The organism is Leisingera sp. ANG-S5, assembly GCF_000813925.1.
In the GTDB taxonomy this organism is placed as follows: domain Bacteria; phylum Pseudomonadota; class Alphaproteobacteria; order Rhodobacterales; family Rhodobacteraceae; genus Leisingera.
Map to the genome: position 1 here is coordinate 590,943 of NZ_JWLH01000001.1, position 15,308 is coordinate 606,250.

At 66.9% G+C, this 15,308-nt stretch carries 18 protein-coding genes; all 18 read left to right on the top strand.

Going from position 1 to position 15,308, the window contains the following annotated elements; translation table 11 throughout:
- Nucleotides 1-164: 164 nt before the first annotated feature.
- The 18 genes from RA25_RS02965 (at nt 165) to RA25_RS03050 (ending at nt 15,064) form a co-directional block, all read left to right on the top strand.
- On the top strand, nt 165-647 hold the full coding sequence (locus RA25_RS02965) for a hypothetical protein (RefSeq protein WP_241477349.1): 483 nt from the start codon (nt 165-167) through the stop codon (nt 645-647).
- Complete coding sequence (locus RA25_RS02970) at nt 640-1,926, top strand: DNA-packaging protein (RefSeq protein ID WP_039170017.1); 1,287 nt, start codon at nt 640-642, stop codon at nt 1,924-1,926. Before RA25_RS02965 ends, RA25_RS02970 begins: the two co-directional genes overlap by 8 nt.
- 296 nt (nt 1,927-2,222) lie before the next feature.
- Nucleotides 2,223-3,452, top strand: a complete 1,230-nt coding sequence (locus RA25_RS02975) for a phage portal protein (protein WP_039170020.1) — start codon at nt 2,223-2,225, stop codon at nt 3,450-3,452.
- Nucleotides 3,445-3,669, top strand: coding sequence for a GTA head formation protein, RCAP_rcc01685 family (locus RA25_RS02980; RefSeq protein WP_019298454.1), 225 nt, complete (start codon nt 3,445-3,447; stop codon nt 3,667-3,669). Before RA25_RS02975 ends, RA25_RS02980 begins: the two co-directional genes overlap by 8 nt.
- 26 nt (nt 3,670-3,695) lie before the next feature.
- A complete protein-coding gene (locus RA25_RS02985) occupies nt 3,696-4,262 on the top strand; it encodes an HK97 family phage prohead protease (RefSeq protein WP_446720361.1) in 567 nt (188 codons plus the stop codon).
- Nucleotides 4,259-5,440 (top strand): phage major capsid protein, encoded by a 1,182-nt coding sequence (locus RA25_RS02990; RefSeq protein ID WP_039170026.1) that lies wholly within the window; start codon nt 4,259-4,261, stop codon nt 5,438-5,440. The genes RA25_RS02985 and RA25_RS02990 overlap by 4 nt, the downstream gene beginning before the upstream one ends.
- 179 nt (nt 5,441-5,619) lie before the next feature.
- On the top strand, nt 5,620-6,219 hold the full coding sequence (locus RA25_RS02995; protein WP_039170325.1) for a head-tail connector protein: 600 nt from the start codon (nt 5,620-5,622) through the stop codon (nt 6,217-6,219).
- On the top strand, nt 6,216-6,548 hold the full coding sequence (locus tag RA25_RS03000) for a head-tail adaptor protein (RefSeq protein WP_039170033.1): 333 nt from the start codon (nt 6,216-6,218) through the stop codon (nt 6,546-6,548). The genes RA25_RS02995 and RA25_RS03000 overlap by 4 nt, the downstream gene beginning before the upstream one ends.
- Nucleotides 6,545-6,952 (top strand): DUF3168 domain-containing protein, encoded by a 408-nt coding sequence (locus tag RA25_RS03005; RefSeq protein ID WP_039170034.1) that lies wholly within the window; start codon nt 6,545-6,547, stop codon nt 6,950-6,952. The genes RA25_RS03000 and RA25_RS03005 overlap by 4 nt, the downstream gene beginning before the upstream one ends.
- A 178-nt stretch (nt 6,953-7,130) precedes the next feature.
- Nucleotides 7,131-7,544, top strand: a complete 414-nt coding sequence (locus RA25_RS03010) for a phage major tail protein, TP901-1 family (protein WP_039170035.1) — start codon at nt 7,131-7,133, stop codon at nt 7,542-7,544.
- 2 nt (nt 7,545-7,546) lie between these two features.
- Nucleotides 7,547-7,867 (top strand): gene transfer agent family protein, encoded by a 321-nt coding sequence (locus tag RA25_RS03015; RefSeq protein ID WP_039170036.1) that lies wholly within the window; start codon nt 7,547-7,549, stop codon nt 7,865-7,867.
- A complete protein-coding gene (locus RA25_RS03020; protein WP_039170038.1) occupies nt 7,864-8,079 on the top strand; it encodes a rcc01693 family protein in 216 nt (71 codons plus the stop codon). The genes RA25_RS03015 and RA25_RS03020 overlap by 4 nt, the downstream gene beginning before the upstream one ends.
- Nucleotides 8,072-8,731: a phage tail tape measure protein gene (locus RA25_RS03025; RefSeq protein ID WP_039170044.1), complete on the top strand. Its 660-nt coding sequence runs from the start codon at nt 8,072-8,074 to the stop codon at nt 8,729-8,731. Before RA25_RS03020 ends, RA25_RS03025 begins: the two co-directional genes overlap by 8 nt.
- A 17-nt stretch (nt 8,732-8,748) precedes the next feature.
- Nucleotides 8,749-9,381: a DUF2460 domain-containing protein gene (locus tag RA25_RS03030; RefSeq protein ID WP_039170049.1), complete on the top strand. Its 633-nt coding sequence runs from the start codon at nt 8,749-8,751 to the stop codon at nt 9,379-9,381.
- The gene (locus RA25_RS03035; protein WP_039170051.1) at nt 9,378-10,265 is read left to right on the top strand and encodes a DUF2163 domain-containing protein; all 888 of its coding nucleotides are present in this window, start codon (nt 9,378-9,380) and stop codon (nt 10,263-10,265) included. The genes RA25_RS03030 and RA25_RS03035 overlap by 4 nt, the downstream gene beginning before the upstream one ends.
- Nucleotides 10,262-10,837, top strand: coding sequence for an NlpC/P60 family protein (locus RA25_RS03040; protein WP_039170054.1), 576 nt, complete (start codon nt 10,262-10,264; stop codon nt 10,835-10,837). The genes RA25_RS03035 and RA25_RS03040 overlap by 4 nt, the downstream gene beginning before the upstream one ends.
- 4 nt (nt 10,838-10,841) lie before the next feature.
- The gene (locus RA25_RS03045; RefSeq protein WP_039170057.1) at nt 10,842-14,759 is read left to right on the top strand and encodes a baseplate multidomain protein megatron; all 3,918 of its coding nucleotides are present in this window, start codon (nt 10,842-10,844) and stop codon (nt 14,757-14,759) included.
- Complete coding sequence (locus RA25_RS03050) at nt 14,756-15,064, top strand: DUF7742 family protein (protein WP_039170061.1); 309 nt, start codon at nt 14,756-14,758, stop codon at nt 15,062-15,064. The genes RA25_RS03045 and RA25_RS03050 overlap by 4 nt, the downstream gene beginning before the upstream one ends.
- Nucleotides 15,065-15,308 lie beyond the last annotated feature (244 nt).

Here is a 15,308-nt window from a genome sequence, read left to right on the forward strand (position 1 = left end):
GTACCCACCGTACGCACCCCTCCCCATAACCCTTGACTTTTACGCTGAAATCGCGTATAGGTTGTGGTGCAGCTGGAAGAAACATGGACGGCCCCGGACCCCTCCGCCGGCGGCCGTCCTGTCTTTCTCTCGTGCGGACAAAAACGCATGAGGCAGAGCATATCATGACAGATCAGACCAATGGCCCGGCACCGGGCCACACAGGGCCGGGCCACCCGGCACCGACCCCCTCAGAACCGGTCCACGCAGCACCGGCCCCCTCTGAACAGGGCCCCTCTGAACAGGGCCAGACACCGGACCAGGACGGCGCCGCCCTCCTGAAACGGCGGGGGCATTACACTGCCGATCTCCTGCTGTCCCTGCAGGACAGCATCCACCGCCTGCGCAAAGAAGCAGAGGAGCTCCGGGAGCAGCTCGAAACCACCGGTGCCGATGAAATGACCGGCGCCAAATCCCAGGTCCGCAAGCTCGAGGACCTGATCCGGGACTGCCAGAAAGTGGAGAAGACCCTTGCAGAACAAAGCACCGACGTCGCCCGCATGCTCAAATCCGAGCACGAACTCGATCTCGTCGCGGCGCGCGCAGCTGTCGAGCTCGGACTTTCTCGCCTGCGTGCCGCCCTCGCTCCTGAGCTGCTTCTTGGATGAGCTGGACCTTAAAACCCTCTGCGCACTGCCGCATCTCTTTCACATCTGGGCGCTGGATCACCAGCGCCCGCCGGACGGGGACTGGCGCGCCTGGGTGATCCTGGGTGGGCGCGGTGCAGGCAAGACGCGGGCAGGGGCCGAATGGGTCCGTTCGCTGGCCGAGGGCGCTTGGCCGCAGGATCCCGGCACCGCCCGGCGCATCGCACTGGTGGCGGAAACCTATGACCAGGTGCGCGACGTGATGATCCACGGCGACAGCGGCATCCTGGCCTGCTCGCCGCAGGACCGCCGCCCCAAGTGGAAGGCGTCGGAGCGCAAGCTGATCTGGCCCAACGGCGCCGAGGCGCAGGCCTTCTCCGCCCACGACCCCGAGGCGCTGCGCGGCCCCCAGTTCGACGCCGCCTGGGCGGATGAACTGGCCAAGTGGAAGAAGGGGCAGGAGAGCTGGGACATGCTGCAATTCGCGCTTCGGCTGGGGCAGGATCCCCGCGTCTGCGTCACCACCACCCCGCGCAACGCAGCCGTCCTGAAACGGCTGCTGGCCTCGCCCAGCACCGTCACCACCCATGCCCCGACCGAAGCCAACCGCGCCAACCTCGCAGCCTCCTTCCTCACGGAAGTCCGCGCGCGCTACGCGGGCACCCGGCTGGGCCGGCAGGAGCTGGACGGGGTGATGCTCTCGGACATTCAGGGCGCGCTCTGGACCACCGCAGCGCTGGTGGAGGCCCAGGTGGCCGAGGCGCCGCCGCTGGACCGGGTGGTGGTCGCCGTCGACCCGGCGGTCAGCGCGGGCAAGGCGTCTGACGCCTGCGGCATCATGGTGGCCGGCGCTGTCACGCACGGCCCGCCGCAGGACTGGCAGGCCTATGTGCTGGCGGATTGCACCGTGCAGGGGGCCACGCCGATGACCTGGGCGCAGGCGGTGATCTCCGCCCGCGACCGCTTTGGTGCCGAACGGGTGGTGGCAGAGGTAAACCAGGGCGGCGCGCTGGTCGAAACCGTGCTGCGCCAGGCCGACCCGCTGGTGCCGTTCCGCGCCCTGCATGCGCGAAAGGGCAAATCCGCCCGCGCCGAGCCGGTGGCCGCGCTTTATGAGCAGGGCCGGGTGTTTCACCTGCCCGGATTGGGAGAGCTCGAGGACCAGATGTGCCAGATGACCCCGCAGGGCTACCGCGGCAGCGGCTCTCCCGACCGGGTCGATGCGCTGGTCTGGGCGCTGCATGAGTTGATCATCCAGCCCGCCGCCAACCTGCGCAGGCCGCAGGTCAGGGTGTTATAAAACGCTAAGGGCAGCGTCCGTCCGCGGGTGGACGCGAAGCGCCCGCCCGGGGGGGCGGACGGGCGCTGCCCGGCCTTCGGCCAGGCGAAGACAAGACAAAGAAATTCGATTGGATGAGGCAGCGCGCAACGCTGCCTTTATCTTTTAAAACAGTGCTGTAACCCAAGGTGTTGCGTACCCACCGTACGCACCGCTTGCCAAATCTTCAGGTCTTTCTGGCACAAATATTCCTCAGCAAAGGCGCACCAGCCCCAAGGGCCAGCAGCGTCACCTAGGAACAACCTGAGGAGCGGACCATGGTCTTTGACCTGCTGCGGCGCAAAACGCCGGACCCCCAAAAACCGGGCCCCAATAATCCGGGCCTGGAACAGAAGGCCAGCCAGACCGCCCGGGTGGTCTCCTGGCACGGCGCCGGCCGCATCGCCTGGAGCCCGCGCGACACCGTTTCCCTGACCCGCAGCGGCTTTGCCGGCAATCCGGTCACCCACCGGGTGATCCGCCTCATTGCCGAGGCTGCCGCCGCCGTGCCGCTGGTGCTGCAGGACAGCCGCCAGCGTTACGACACCCACCCCTGGCTGGCGCTGCTGGCGCGTCCCAACCCGGCCCAGACCCAGGCGGAGCTGCTGGAGGCGCTCTACGGCCACCTGCTCCTGTCCGGCAACGCCTATATCGAGATGGTCACGGCAGAGGACGCAACCCCCGCAGAACTGCACGTGCTGCGCTCCGACCGGATGAACGTGGTGCCGGGACCCGACGGCTGGCCTGCGGGGTTCGACTATGTGGTCGGCGGGCGCAAGCACCGCTTCGCCAACGAGCCCGGCAACGCCCCGGTCTGCCACATCAAAAGCTTCCACCCGCAGGACGACCACTACGGCCTCTCGGCCCTGCAATCGGCGGCGATGGCCATTGATGTGCACAACGCCGCCTCGCGCTGGTCCAAGGCGCTGCTTGATAACGCAGCCCGCCCCTCCGGCGCGCTGGTCTGGACTGGCTCCGACGGCCAGGGGCAAATGTCCGACGATCAATTCCGCCATCTAAGCGAAGAAATTCAAACAAACTTCCAGGGCGCCCAGAACGCGGGCCGCCCGATGGTGCTGGAGGGCGGATTGGACTGGAAGCCGATGGGGTTCTCGCCCTCCGACATGGAATTCCAGAAAACCAAGGACACCGCCGCCCGCGAAATTGCGCTGGCCTTCGGGGTGCCGCCGATGCTGATCGGCATCCCGGGCGATGCGACCTATGCCAACTATCAGGAGGCCAACCGCGCCTTCTACCGGCTGACCGTGCTGCCCTTGGTCTCCAAGGTCACCGCCGCGCTGTCCGGCTGGCTCACCGCCTGGACCGGCGACGCGCTGACATTGAAGCCCGACCTCGACCAGTTGCCAGCCTTGGCGGCAGAGCGCGAGGCGCAATGGCGGCGCATCACCTCCGCGGATTTCCTCTCCCATGAGGAAAAGCGGCGTCTGCTGGGGTTGCCCACAGAAACCCTGCCCACAGAGCAGACGGAGGGCGGACAGGATGACTGAGCACCCGATGCACGCATTTGATTGTTCACCGGGATTGCGCCTGTCCGCCCATGAGCGGGTGGCCCAGATCCAGCACGACGCCGTGAACCGCCGCCTCGACCGGATCGAACAGATGATGGAGCGGCTGGAGAAACGCCTCTGGCTCACCGTCTACGGCGTCGCCGCGGTGATCCTGGCGCAGGCCTTCCAATCCTTCCTGACGGTGCAATTGCCGTAAATCCAACGACTTGCGAGGTTCAGATGATGCAGGGATCCCCCCAGCTGGAACATAAATTCGCACGCTTCGGCGAGGATCTCTCGCTGAAGGACGCAACCGAAATCAAGGGCTACGCCAGCCTGTTCGGCCAGACCGACCAGGGCGGTGACGTGGTGATGCGCGGCGCCTATGCGGCCTCGCTCAAGGCGCTCCGCGATCAGGGCCGCACGGTCAAGATGCTGTGGCAGCATGATCCGGCCCAGCCCATCGGCGTCTGGGACGAAGTGCGCGAGGACAAGCGCGGTCTGTATGTCAAGGGCCGCATCCTCACCGCCACCCCCAAAGGCGCCGAAGCAGCAGCCTTGATCGAGGCTGGCGCCATTGACGGCCTGTCCATCGGCTACCGCACCCAGAAAGCCACCCGCGCCCCGGACGGCACCCGCCACCTGAGCCAAGTGGAGCTGTGGGAGGTGTCGCTGGTCACCTTCCCGATGCTGCCCGCCGCCCGGGTGGCAGCCAAATCCTCCGCCGATGCGGAAGCACAAGCACTGCGCGCCCTGGCCGACGGCCTGCGCCAGATCACCCGTGACCTCAGAACAGGACACCCATCATGAGCAATCAAGACCTCCCGGCCCAAACCGGGGACGCAGCGCCCCTGGCGCATGAAGTGAAACAGGCCATTTCCGGCTTTCTTCATGAATTCAAGGGGTTTCAGGACGACGTGCAATCAAGGCTGAAACAGGCAGAAGAGCGAGTGACCATGCTGGACCGTAAGACAATCTCTCAGAACCGCCCCCATCTGGCAGCGAGCCAGGACGCGGGCGCGCCCCATCAAAAGGCGTTCAACGCCTACCTGCGCAACGGCGACGACGACGGCCTGCGCGGCCTTGAGCTGGAGGGCAAATCCATGTCCACTGCGGTGGGCAGCGACGGCGGCTATCTGGTCGACCCGCAGACCGCCGACACCGTCAAGGCGGTGCTGAACGCCTCCGCCTCGATCCGCGCCGTGGCCTCCGTGGTGCATGTGGAGGCGTCGTCTTATGACGTGCTGATCGACCACAGCGAAATGGGCGCCGGCTGGGCCAATGAAACAGGCCCCGCGGCGGAAACCTCCACCGGCACCATCGACCGCATCTCGATCCCGCTGCATGAACTTAGCGCCTTGCCCAAGGCGTCGCAGCGGCTGCTCGATGACAGCGCCTTTGATATCGAGGGCTGGCTGGCAGGCCGCATCGCAGACAAATTCGCGCGGTCTGAGGCCGACGCCTTCATCAACGGCGACGGCAACGACAAGCCCACCGGTTTCATGAACTACAACGTCGAGGAAAACGACAGCTGGACCTGGGGCAACATCGGCTACAAGGCCACCGGCGTCGAAGGCGAGATCGGCAACGGCGACGCGATCATCGACCTGGTCTATGCGCTGGGGGCGGAATACCGCGCCAACGCCACCTTCATTCTGAACTCCAAGACCGCGGGAATGCTGCGGAAATTGAAGGATGCCGATGGCCGCTTCCTGTGGTCCGACGGCCTGGCCGCAGGCGAACCCGCGCGGCTGATGGGCTACCCGGTGCTGATCGCCGAGGACATGCCGGACCCGGCCGCCAACAGCTTCCCCATCGCCTTCGGCGACTTCCGCGCCGGCTACACCATTGCCGAACGCCCGGACCTGCGCGTCATGCGCGACCCCTTCAGCGCCAAGCCGCATGTGCTGTTCTACGCGACCAAGCGCGTCGGCGGCGACGTCAGCGACTTTGCCGCGATCAAGCTGATGAAATTCGGCCTGAGCTGACCGCTCAGCGCTGATGGCGGACCGGCAGCCCGGTCCGCCGGCTGGCACGCACCCCATATTTCCCTGCCGTCTAGCTGCTCCCCCTCCGTCCGAGCGGCAGGGAACGGTGCGTGCCGGCCGAACCTTTAACGGACAGCAGACCCGGGCCGAAACCGGGGGAGGCCCGCAGGAGTGAGATGATGATGCTGAGCGAAGTGACCCCCGTGCCCGAGGCCGCCCTGCCGCTGGCCCAGTTTAAGGCGCACCTCCGCCTGGGCACCGGCTTTGGCGAGGACAGCCTGCAGGACGAGGTGCTGATTGGCTTCCTGCGCGCCGCCCTGGCAGCCGTGGAAGCAAGAACCGGCAAGGCACTGATAACCCGCGATTTTGAAGTGGAGATCCGCCACTGGCGCGACCGCACCCGGATGGTGTTTCCCATCGCCCCGGTGCAGATGGTGACAGAGGTGATGATCCGTGACGCCGCAGGCGCTGAGACGGTGCTGGACCCCGCCGCCTACCGCCTGGAGCGCGACAGCCAGCGCCCGGCGCTGTGTCCCGCGGGCAGCCTGCTGCCCGCCATTCCCGCGGGCGGTCTGGCGCGGATCTCCCTGCAGGCCGGCATGGCCGCGGACTGGGGCGGGCTTCCTGCCGATCTGGCCCAGGCGGTGATGCTGCTGGCGGCGCATTACTACGAATACCGGGCCGACACCGGCCTGCATGGCGGCTGCATGCCCTTTGGCGTCACCAGCCTCATTGAACGCTACCGCACGCTGCGGCTGACATTGGGGGGCCTCGCATGAAACGCCCCCCGAACCTGACCCGCAAACTGGTGCTGGAAGACCCCCAGCGCACCCCCGATGGCGCCGGCGGCTATGCGGAGACCTGGGTGGCGCTCGGCACCCTCTGGGCTGAGGTCAAGCCGCTCAGCGGGCGCCTCAACAGCAACAGCCTGTCTTTGCAGAAATACCGCATCACCCTGCGCGCTTCCCCCGATGGCTTTGCATCCCGCCCGCGCCCCGACCAGCGGTTCCGCGATGAAAGCCGCCTCTACCGTATTGATGCAGTTACGGAAAACGGACCGGATGCCCGCTACCTCACCTGTTTCGCAGTTGCGGAGGTGAGCACATGACCTATGCCATCGCAGGCGGGCTGCAATCCGCCATCTACACCCATCTGACCGGCGATGCGGGCCTGACCGCACTGGTCGGCAGCGCGATCTATGACGCCATCCCCGCAGGCCCCTTGCCCCAGACCTATGTAGCGCTTGGCAGCGAAGAGGTGCTGGACCGCTCGGACAAGACCGCGGGCGGCGCCGAACACCGGTTCTTTGTCACCGTCACCACCGACATGGCCGGCTTTGCCACCGCCAAATCTGCCGCCGCCGCCGTCTGCGACGCGCTGGTCGGCGCCGCGGTGCCGCTGCCGCGCGGGCAGCTGACCGGCCTGTGGTTCGACCGGGCCAAGGCCGAGCGGCTGAGCACCGGCGGACGCCAGATCACCCTGCGCTTCCGCGCCCGTGTGGATGATGTGTGATGTTCGAGAAACAGAGGGCAGCGTCCGGCCCGTCCGGGGTGGAAGCGAAGCGCCCGCCGTCGTGCTGGAAGCACGCCTTTGGCATGCCGGGGGGCGGGACGGGCGCTGCCCGGGCCTCCGGCCCAGGCGGGTTCCTCAAGAACCGATGCTTAACATCTGATTTTACAGGAGAAACCCCATGACAGTTCAAAACGGCAAGGACCTCTTGGTCAAAGTGGACATGAACGGCGCCGGCCTGTTCGAAACCATCGCCGGCCTGCGCGCCACGCGGATCAGCTTCAACGCCGAAAGCGTCGATGTGACCAGCCTTGAAAGCCAGGGCGGCTGGCGCGAGCTGCTGGCAGGCGCCGGCGTCCGTTCCGCCAGCATTTCCGGCTCCGGCATTTTCCGGGATGAAGCGACGGACGAACGCGCCCGGCAGCTGTTCTTTGACGGGCTGACGCCGGAGTTCCAGGTGATCATCCCCGACTTCGGCATTGTGCAGGGGCCGTTCCAGGTCACAGCGCTGGAATACGCCGGCAGCCACAATGGCGAGGCGACCTATGAGCTGTCGCTCGCCAGCGCCGGCCAGCTCAGCTTTGCGGCAGTGTGACGATGGTGAACCCGCACGCAGGCGAGGCGGAATTGCTCGTGAATGGAACCCCTTACGCGCTGAAGCTCACACTCGGTGCGCTTGCAGCCCTTGAGGCCGCGCTGGAGGAAGGCACGCTGGTGGATCTGGTGCAGCGGTTCGAACAGGGCCGGTTTTCCGCCCGCGACGTGCTGGCGCTTTTGGCAGCCGGCCTGCAGGGCGGCGGCCATGATCTCAGCCGCGAAGACCTCGCCGCCGCCACCATCACCGGCGGCCCGATGCAGGCGGCACGGGTGGCGGCGGAACTCTTGGTGCGCAGCTTCGCCGTGCCCGAGAGCCCATGACTGCGCTCGACTGGCCCGCCCTGATGCGCGCCGGGATGGCGGGGCTGAAACTGATGCCGCGCGATTTCTGGCAACTGACGCCTGCGGAATTGCGGCTGATGCTGGGCGAGGCCGCTGCACCGCAGCCGCTGGGGCGCGACCGGTTGGCCGCCTTGATGGCGGCCTTCCCGGACGCCACCGCCCCGAAGAACAAGGAGACAACAGATGACTGACTCATCTTCGATGGCAGAACTGGAATTGCAGGGCGAAGCTTTGGGAGAAGCCCTGGACGGGGCCTCTGGAATGGCCGCTGCCTTTGCAGAAGTGCTGGGGCGGGTGAAGGAAGGTTTTTCCGAAACCGGGCGCGATGCCCAGATCCTGGACCGCAGCCTTTCCAAGGGCTTGCGCCGCGCTTTTGACGATCTGGTGTTTGACGGCGCCAATCTGTCGGAGGCGATGGACACGCTCGCGCGCTCAATGATCCGCACAACCTATAACGCGGCGATGAAACCGGTCACCAACCACGTGGGCAGTCTGATTTCCGACGGTTTCGGCAGCCTCATCGGCAGTATCCTTCCCTTCGCCAATGGCGCCGCCTTCAGCCAGGGCAAGGTGATGCCTTTTGCCAAGGGCGGCATTGTCACCAGCCCCACCACGTTTCCGATGCGCGGTGCCACCGGGCTGATGGGCGAGGCCGGGCCGGAGGCGATCCTGCCGCTGACGCGCGGCGCCGATGGCTCGCTTGGGGTGCGCAGCCAGGGCGGCGGCGCGGTCAACGTGGTGATGAATGTCTCCACCCCCGACGTCAAAGGCTTTGAACGCAGCCGCAGCCAGATCGCCGCGCAGCTGTCCCGCGCGCTGTCACGCGGCGGGCGCAACCGTTAAGGATGGAGGGTAACCTTATGAATTTTCACGAAGTCCGCTTTCCCGCCTCGCTCAGCTTCGGCTCCGTCGGCGGGCCGGAACGGCGCACCGATGTGGTGACGCTGGCCAACGGTTTTGAGGAGCGCAACACCCCCTGGGCGCACTCCCGCCGCCGCTATGACGCGGGCCTTGGCCTGCGCGCGCTGGAGGATATCGAGGTGCTGATTGCCTTTTTCGAGGCGCGTCAGGGGCAGCTGTACGGCTTCCGCTGGAAGGATTGGAGCGATTACAAATCTGCCCGGCCCAGCGCCGGGGTGGCGTTTGACGATCAGGAAATCGCAACGGGTGACGGCAGCACCGTGAGTTTCCAGCTGGCCAAGACCTACCGCTCCGGGGCCTTCACCTATCAGCGCCCGATTGCCAAGCCCGTGGCGGGCACCGTGCGGGTTGGGATCGAGCAGGACGAACTGCGCGAAGGCGTGGATTATGAGCTGGATACAGCCACAGGGCTGATCACCCTGGCACACCCGCCGGAGCTTGGCCTCAGCATCAATGCGGGCTTTGAATTCGACGTGCCGGTGCGGTTCGACACCGCCAGCATCCAGACCAGCGTGGCGTCATTCCAGGCCGGCGAGGCACCTGCAGTTCCGGTGGTGGAGGTGCGGGTATGAGCAGTGTTCCCAATGACTTGCGCGCCCATCTTCAATCCGGTATCTCCACCGTCTGCCGTGCCTGGGCACTGACCCGGCGCGACGGCGCGGTGCTGGGATTCACCGACCACGACTGCGTCCTGTCCTTTGATGGCATCTCCTTCCAGCCCGGCAGCGGTCTCACCGCGCGGGCGGTGCAGCAGGCCACCGGCCTGTCGGTCGACAACACCGAGGCGCTGGGGGTGCTGAGTGACGCCGCCGTGCGCGAGGAGGACATCGAGGCAGGCCGGTTCGACGGCGCTGAGGTGCGCTGCTGGCTGGTCAACTGGCAGGATGTCACAATGCGCTGGCTGCAGTTCCGTGGCTCCATCGGCGAGATCCGCCGCGTCGGCGGTGCATTCGAGGCAGAGCTGCGCGGGCTGACTGAGCAGCTGAACCAGCCGCAGGGGCGGATTTTTCAGACGCCCTGCACCGCGGTGCTGGGCGACAGCGCGTGCGGGTTTGATATGAACACGCCGGGCTATGCCATTGAAACGGCGGTGGAAACAGTGGAGCGCAGCGAGGACTTCCGCTGGAACGCGCTGCCGGGGTTTGAGCCGGGCTGGTTTGCGGATGGCCGCCTGACGGTGCTGAGCGGTGCGGCACAGGGCCTGTGGGCCGCGGTGAAATCCGACCAGTCCACGGCGGCGGGGCGCCGGATCACCTTGTGGGAACCGATCCGCGCGCCCGTGTCCGCAGGTGACACGGTGCGGCTGGAGGCCGGCTGCGACAAGCGCATGGAGAGCTGCCGGCTGAAGTTCAACAACCTGATGAATTTCCAAGGGTTCCCGGATATTCCGGGGGAGGACTGGATCATGGCGGTGCCGCGCCAGTCCGGCATGAACACCGGGGGCAGCCGCAGATGAGCCGGGTGGTAGAGGCAGCGCGCGGCTGGATCGGCACGCCTTATGTGCATCAGGCGTCCTGCAAGGGCGCGGGCTGTGATTGCCTTGGCCTGATCCGGGGGGTGTGGCGCGAGCTGTTAGGCGCCGAGCCGGAGCTGCCGCCCGCCTATACGATGGACTGGTCCGAACCCCAGGGGGCTGAGGCGCTGTGGCAGGCCGCGGCGCGGCATCTGGTGGAGAAGCCGTTGCAGGACGCCGAACCCGGTGACGTGATCCTGTTCCGGATGCGGGAGGGATCGGTGGCCAAGCATCTGGGGGTGCAGGCTTCGGTAACAGAACTGAGGGCAGCGCCCGGCCCGGCGGGGAGGGTGCGAAGCGCCCGCCCGTTTTGCCGGAGGCAAACCTCTGGTTTGACGGGGGGCGGGACGGGCGCTGCCCGGCCTATCGGCCAGGCGGATGTGTTTAGCTGCAAACCGTCCTTCATCCACGCCTATGCCGGCCACGGGGTTGTCGAAAGCCCGCTGAGCCCGCCCTGGCAGCGCCGTATCGTGGCGCGGTTTCACTTCCCCGGCATGTCCCGGCAAAGGAGCTGATCTGATGGCAACCATTCTTCTTTCTGCGGCCGGTGCGGCGGTTGGCGGCGCAATTGGCGGCACTGTGGCGGGGCTGTCCTCTGCCGTCATCGGCCGTGCGGTGGGCGCTACCCTGGGCCGGTTGATTGACGAACGGCTCTTGGGCTCCGGCGCTGATCCGGTGGAGACCGGCAAGGTCGACCGCTTCCGCCTGACCCAGGCCAGCGAAGGCGCGCCCATGGCGCAGGTCTATGGCCGGATGCGGCTGGGCGGGCAGGTGATCTGGTCCTCGCGCTTTCTGGAGACCTCGCAGACCAGCGGCGGCGGCGGCGGCAAGGGGCGGCCGAGCCAGCCGCAGGTCACCAGCTACAGCTATTCGGTCTCGCTGGCGATTGCGCTGTGCGAGGGGGAGATCGCCAGCGTCTCCCGCGTTTGGGCTGATGGCGAGGAAGTGGCGCCGAAGGATTTGAACATGACCGTCTACCGCGGCACGGCGGATCAGCTGCCGGACCCGGTGATGGAGGCGATCGAGGGGCCGGGGCAGGTGCCGGCCTACCGCGGCACGGCTTATGTGGTGATGGAGAACCTGGAGCTGGGGCGGTTCGGCAACCGGGTGCCGCAGTTCTCCTTTGATGTCTTGCGCCCGGAACAGCCCGCGAGCAGCACCTATGCGCAGGACCTGGGCCAGATCGTGCAGGGCGTGGCGCTGATGCCCGGCACCGGGGAATATTCGCTGGCCGCGGATGTGGTGCAGTATTCCGGCGGGCCGGGCGATGCCAGGGCTGCGAATGAGCATACGCCCAGTGGCCTCAGCGACCTCAAGACCTCGCTGAATGCGCTGGAGGCGGAACTGCCGTCCTGCGGCGCGGCGTCGTTGATTGTGTCGTGGTTCGGAAATGACCTGCGCTGCGGCAGCTGCACGCTGAAACCCAAGGTGGAGCATAAGGACGCTGAGGGGAACATGGCCTGGACGGTCAGCGGCGTCACCCGCGCAGGTGCTGAGGAGGTGCTGAAGGAGGACGGCGAGCCGCTCTATGGCGGCACGCCGGCCGATGCTTCGGTGATCCAGTCGATAAGGGAAATGCAGAGTCGCGGCCTTCGGGTGATGTTTTACCCCTTCATCCTGATGGATCAGGCAGAGGGCAACGCGCTGTCGGATCCCTGGACTGGCGGCGCCAGCCAGCCGCATTTGCCGTGGCGCGGGCGGATCACCTTGTCGGTGGCTCCGGGCCAGCCTGGCTCACCCGATGGCACCGCGGCGGCGGATGCGGAGGTGGCGGCGTTCTTTGGCTCCGTGACGGCGGCGGATTTCACCGTGGGGGACGGAACCGTCACCTACAGCGGGCCTGACGAATGGAGCCTCAGCCGGTTTATCCTGCACAATGCAGCGCTGTGTGCGGCGGCGGGCGGGGTGGAGGCGTTTTGCATCAGCTCCGAGATGAGGGCGCTGACGCAGATCCGCGGCGCCGGCGGCTTCCCGGCTGTGCTGGCATTGAAAGGGCTGGCGGCAGAGGTGCGCAGCCTGCTGGGGGTGGAGACCAAGATCGGCTATGCCGCCGACTGGTCGGAATACTGGGGCTATCAATCGCCGGAGGGCGACCGGTATTTCCACCTGGACCCGCTGTGGGCGGATGAAAACATCGACTTTGTCGGCATCGACAACTACATGCCGCTGTCCGATTGGCGGGAGGGTGATGATCATCTGGACGCGCGGGCCGGTGTGCCGTCGATCTATGACCTCGGCTACCTCAGCAGCAATGTGGAGGGCGGCGAGGGGTTTGACTGGTACTACCATTCCCCCGAGGCGCGCGAGGCGCAGATCCGGACGCCGATCACCGATGGCGCGCATGATGAGCCCTGGGTGTGGCGCTACAAGGATATCCGCAGCTGGTGGACGCAGGAGCACCACGAGCGCATCGGCGGGGTGCGGCAGGTGGTTCCGACGGACTGGGTGCCGCAATCCAAGCCCGTGTGGTTCACCGAACTGGGCTGCGCTGCCATCGACAAGGGCACCAACCAGCCGAACAAGTTTCTGGACCCCAAAAGCTCAGAATCGAAACTGCCGCGCTATTCCAACGGCTTGCGCGACGATCTGATGCAGATCCAGTACCTGCGCGCGTTTCTGGGGTATTGGGGCGCGGCGGCCAACAATCCCGTGTCCGAGGAATACGGCGGGCCAATGCTGGATATGTCCAACGCCTATGTCTGGGCCTGGGATGCGCGCCCGTTTCCGGCCTTTCCGGCGCGGGTGGAGATCTGGAACGACGGCGAAAACTACCTGCGCGGCCACTGGCTGAACGGGCGAGCGGGGCAGCGCACGCTGGCCTCTGTGGTGGAGGAAGTGTGCCACCGGGCGGGGCTTTATGACATTGATGTATCCGGGCTTTCCGGCGTGGTGCATGGGTTTGTGAACCCGGATGTGGCGGACGCGCGTGCGGTGCTGCAGCCCTTGATGCTGCGGCACGGGTTTGACGCGGTGGAGCGCGACGGGGTGCTGAGGTTCCGGATGCGCAAGGGCATCGTGACGGAAGCGCTGAAGTTGGAGCATCTGGCCGACAATGACGAGATGGACGGCAGCCTGGAGCTGGCCCGCGCCAGCGAGGCGGAACTGGCGGGCCGGGTGCGGCTGCGGTTCACCGAATGGGGCGGCGACTATGCTGCGGGCTCGGTCGAGGCGGTGCTGCCCGACGAGGCGACGCATAGCGTCAGCCAGAACGAGCTGCCGCTGGCCATGACCCGGGCCGAGGCGCGCCAGACCGTCGCCCGCTGGCTGGCGGAAGCGCGGGTTTCCCGTGACACGGCGCGGTTCGTGCTGCCGCCCTCGCTGCTGCATCTTGGGGCGGGGGATGTGGTGTCGCTGCCAGTGGAGGGCAAGGACCAGCTTTACCGTATCGACCGGGTGGAGCAGGCGGAGGCGCAGATGGTGGAGGCGGTCAGGATCGAACCCGGCACCTATGATCTGGCTGCGGTGGCAGAGGAGCTGCCGGGGGTCAGTGCCTTTGCCGCACCCGGCCCGGTGCTGCCGCTGTTCCTGGACCTGCCGCTGATGCGCGGGGATGAGGTGCCGCACGCGCCGCATCTGGCGCTGACGGCGGCGGCCTGGCCCGGCAGCGTCGCGGTTTACGGCTCCGAAGCGGATGAGAATTACGTTCTGGAACAGGTGATTGCGGCGCGGCAGGTGATCGGGGTCACGGAAACGCCGCTGTTTTCTGCCGGGGCCGGGCGCTGGGACTTGGGCGCGGACCTGCAGGTCAGGCTGATCTCCGGAAGCTTGGAAAGCCGCACGGTGGAGGCGGTGCTGAACGGTGCCAACGCCGCCGCCATCGGTGATGGCACGCCCGGCAACTGGGAACTGTTCCAGTTCCGCGAGGCGGAGCTGATTGCGCCGCAGACCTACCTGCTGCGGGGCCGGTTGCGCGGTCAGCAGGGCAGTGATGCGCTGATTCCGGACGTCTGGCCTGCGGGGTCTTATGTGGTGCTGCTGGATGGCACCCCGGTGCAGATGGAGCTGGCGCCCGAACAGCGCCGCCGCTTGCGCCATTACCGGATCGGCCCGGCGCGGCGCGCGCTGGAGGACCCATCCTATCTGCATCTGCAAGAGGCGTTTGAGGGCAATGGCCTGCGCCCCTATGCGCCGGTGCATCTGCGGCTGAATGGTGCGCTGGGGCAGGACCTGTCGGCGGGCTGGATACGCCGCACACGGATCGAAGGCGACAGCTGGGAGCTGGACGAGGTGCCGCTGGGCGAGGAAATCGAGAGCTACCGCATCCGGGTGATGCGCGGTGCCACTGTGCTGCGGGAGGAGACCTCTGCCACGCCCTCCTGGGCCTATCCGGCGGCGGCGCAGGCTGCCGACGGGGTGCAGGCCGGTGACGTGCTGGAAGTGGCGCAGCGCTCAGCCCGGTTTGGCGCCGGGCCGGCGGCAGAGGCCGTTCTGGGATGATCCGCCCGGTGCTGCCCGGCGATGTATCCGCAGTGGCGCGGGCCTTGCTGGCAGTGCCGGAGAGCGCGCGCCTGGCCTTGTGCCGCCGCATCTTCGGCGGTGCGGCGGAGGCGGCGGTGCATTGCGCAATGCTGGGCCGTCTGCATCCGCTTTGGGGCGATGGGAGCTTAAGCGCCGCGGCCCGGCGGTATGCGCTGGCGGATGAACCGTTTCTGGATGATCCGGCATATCTGGACTGCACAAGGCTAGTGCTGCGGGAGCTGGCCTCTGTGCTGGAAACCGGCAGGGAGGGTCCGGCCGGCTGATCCAAAACGGAAACCTGCCAAACCATCTGTTGGGCTGGTGCCGATTGCCTCCGGCAGCGATGCGAGAGATTGGCTGCTAAGGGGGAGCGCCTGCCCGCGGGGTGGCGCTCCAACAGTTCTGTGTGGCAGTTTATTCCTGCAACGTCCGTACTAACTTTCCAAAGAGCTCCGCACTCTCAAAAGCGCCAGCCCGTGCGGGCGGGCAGGCGCTCGCCCGGCGCCTGCGGCTTGTTTCCGGGCGGGA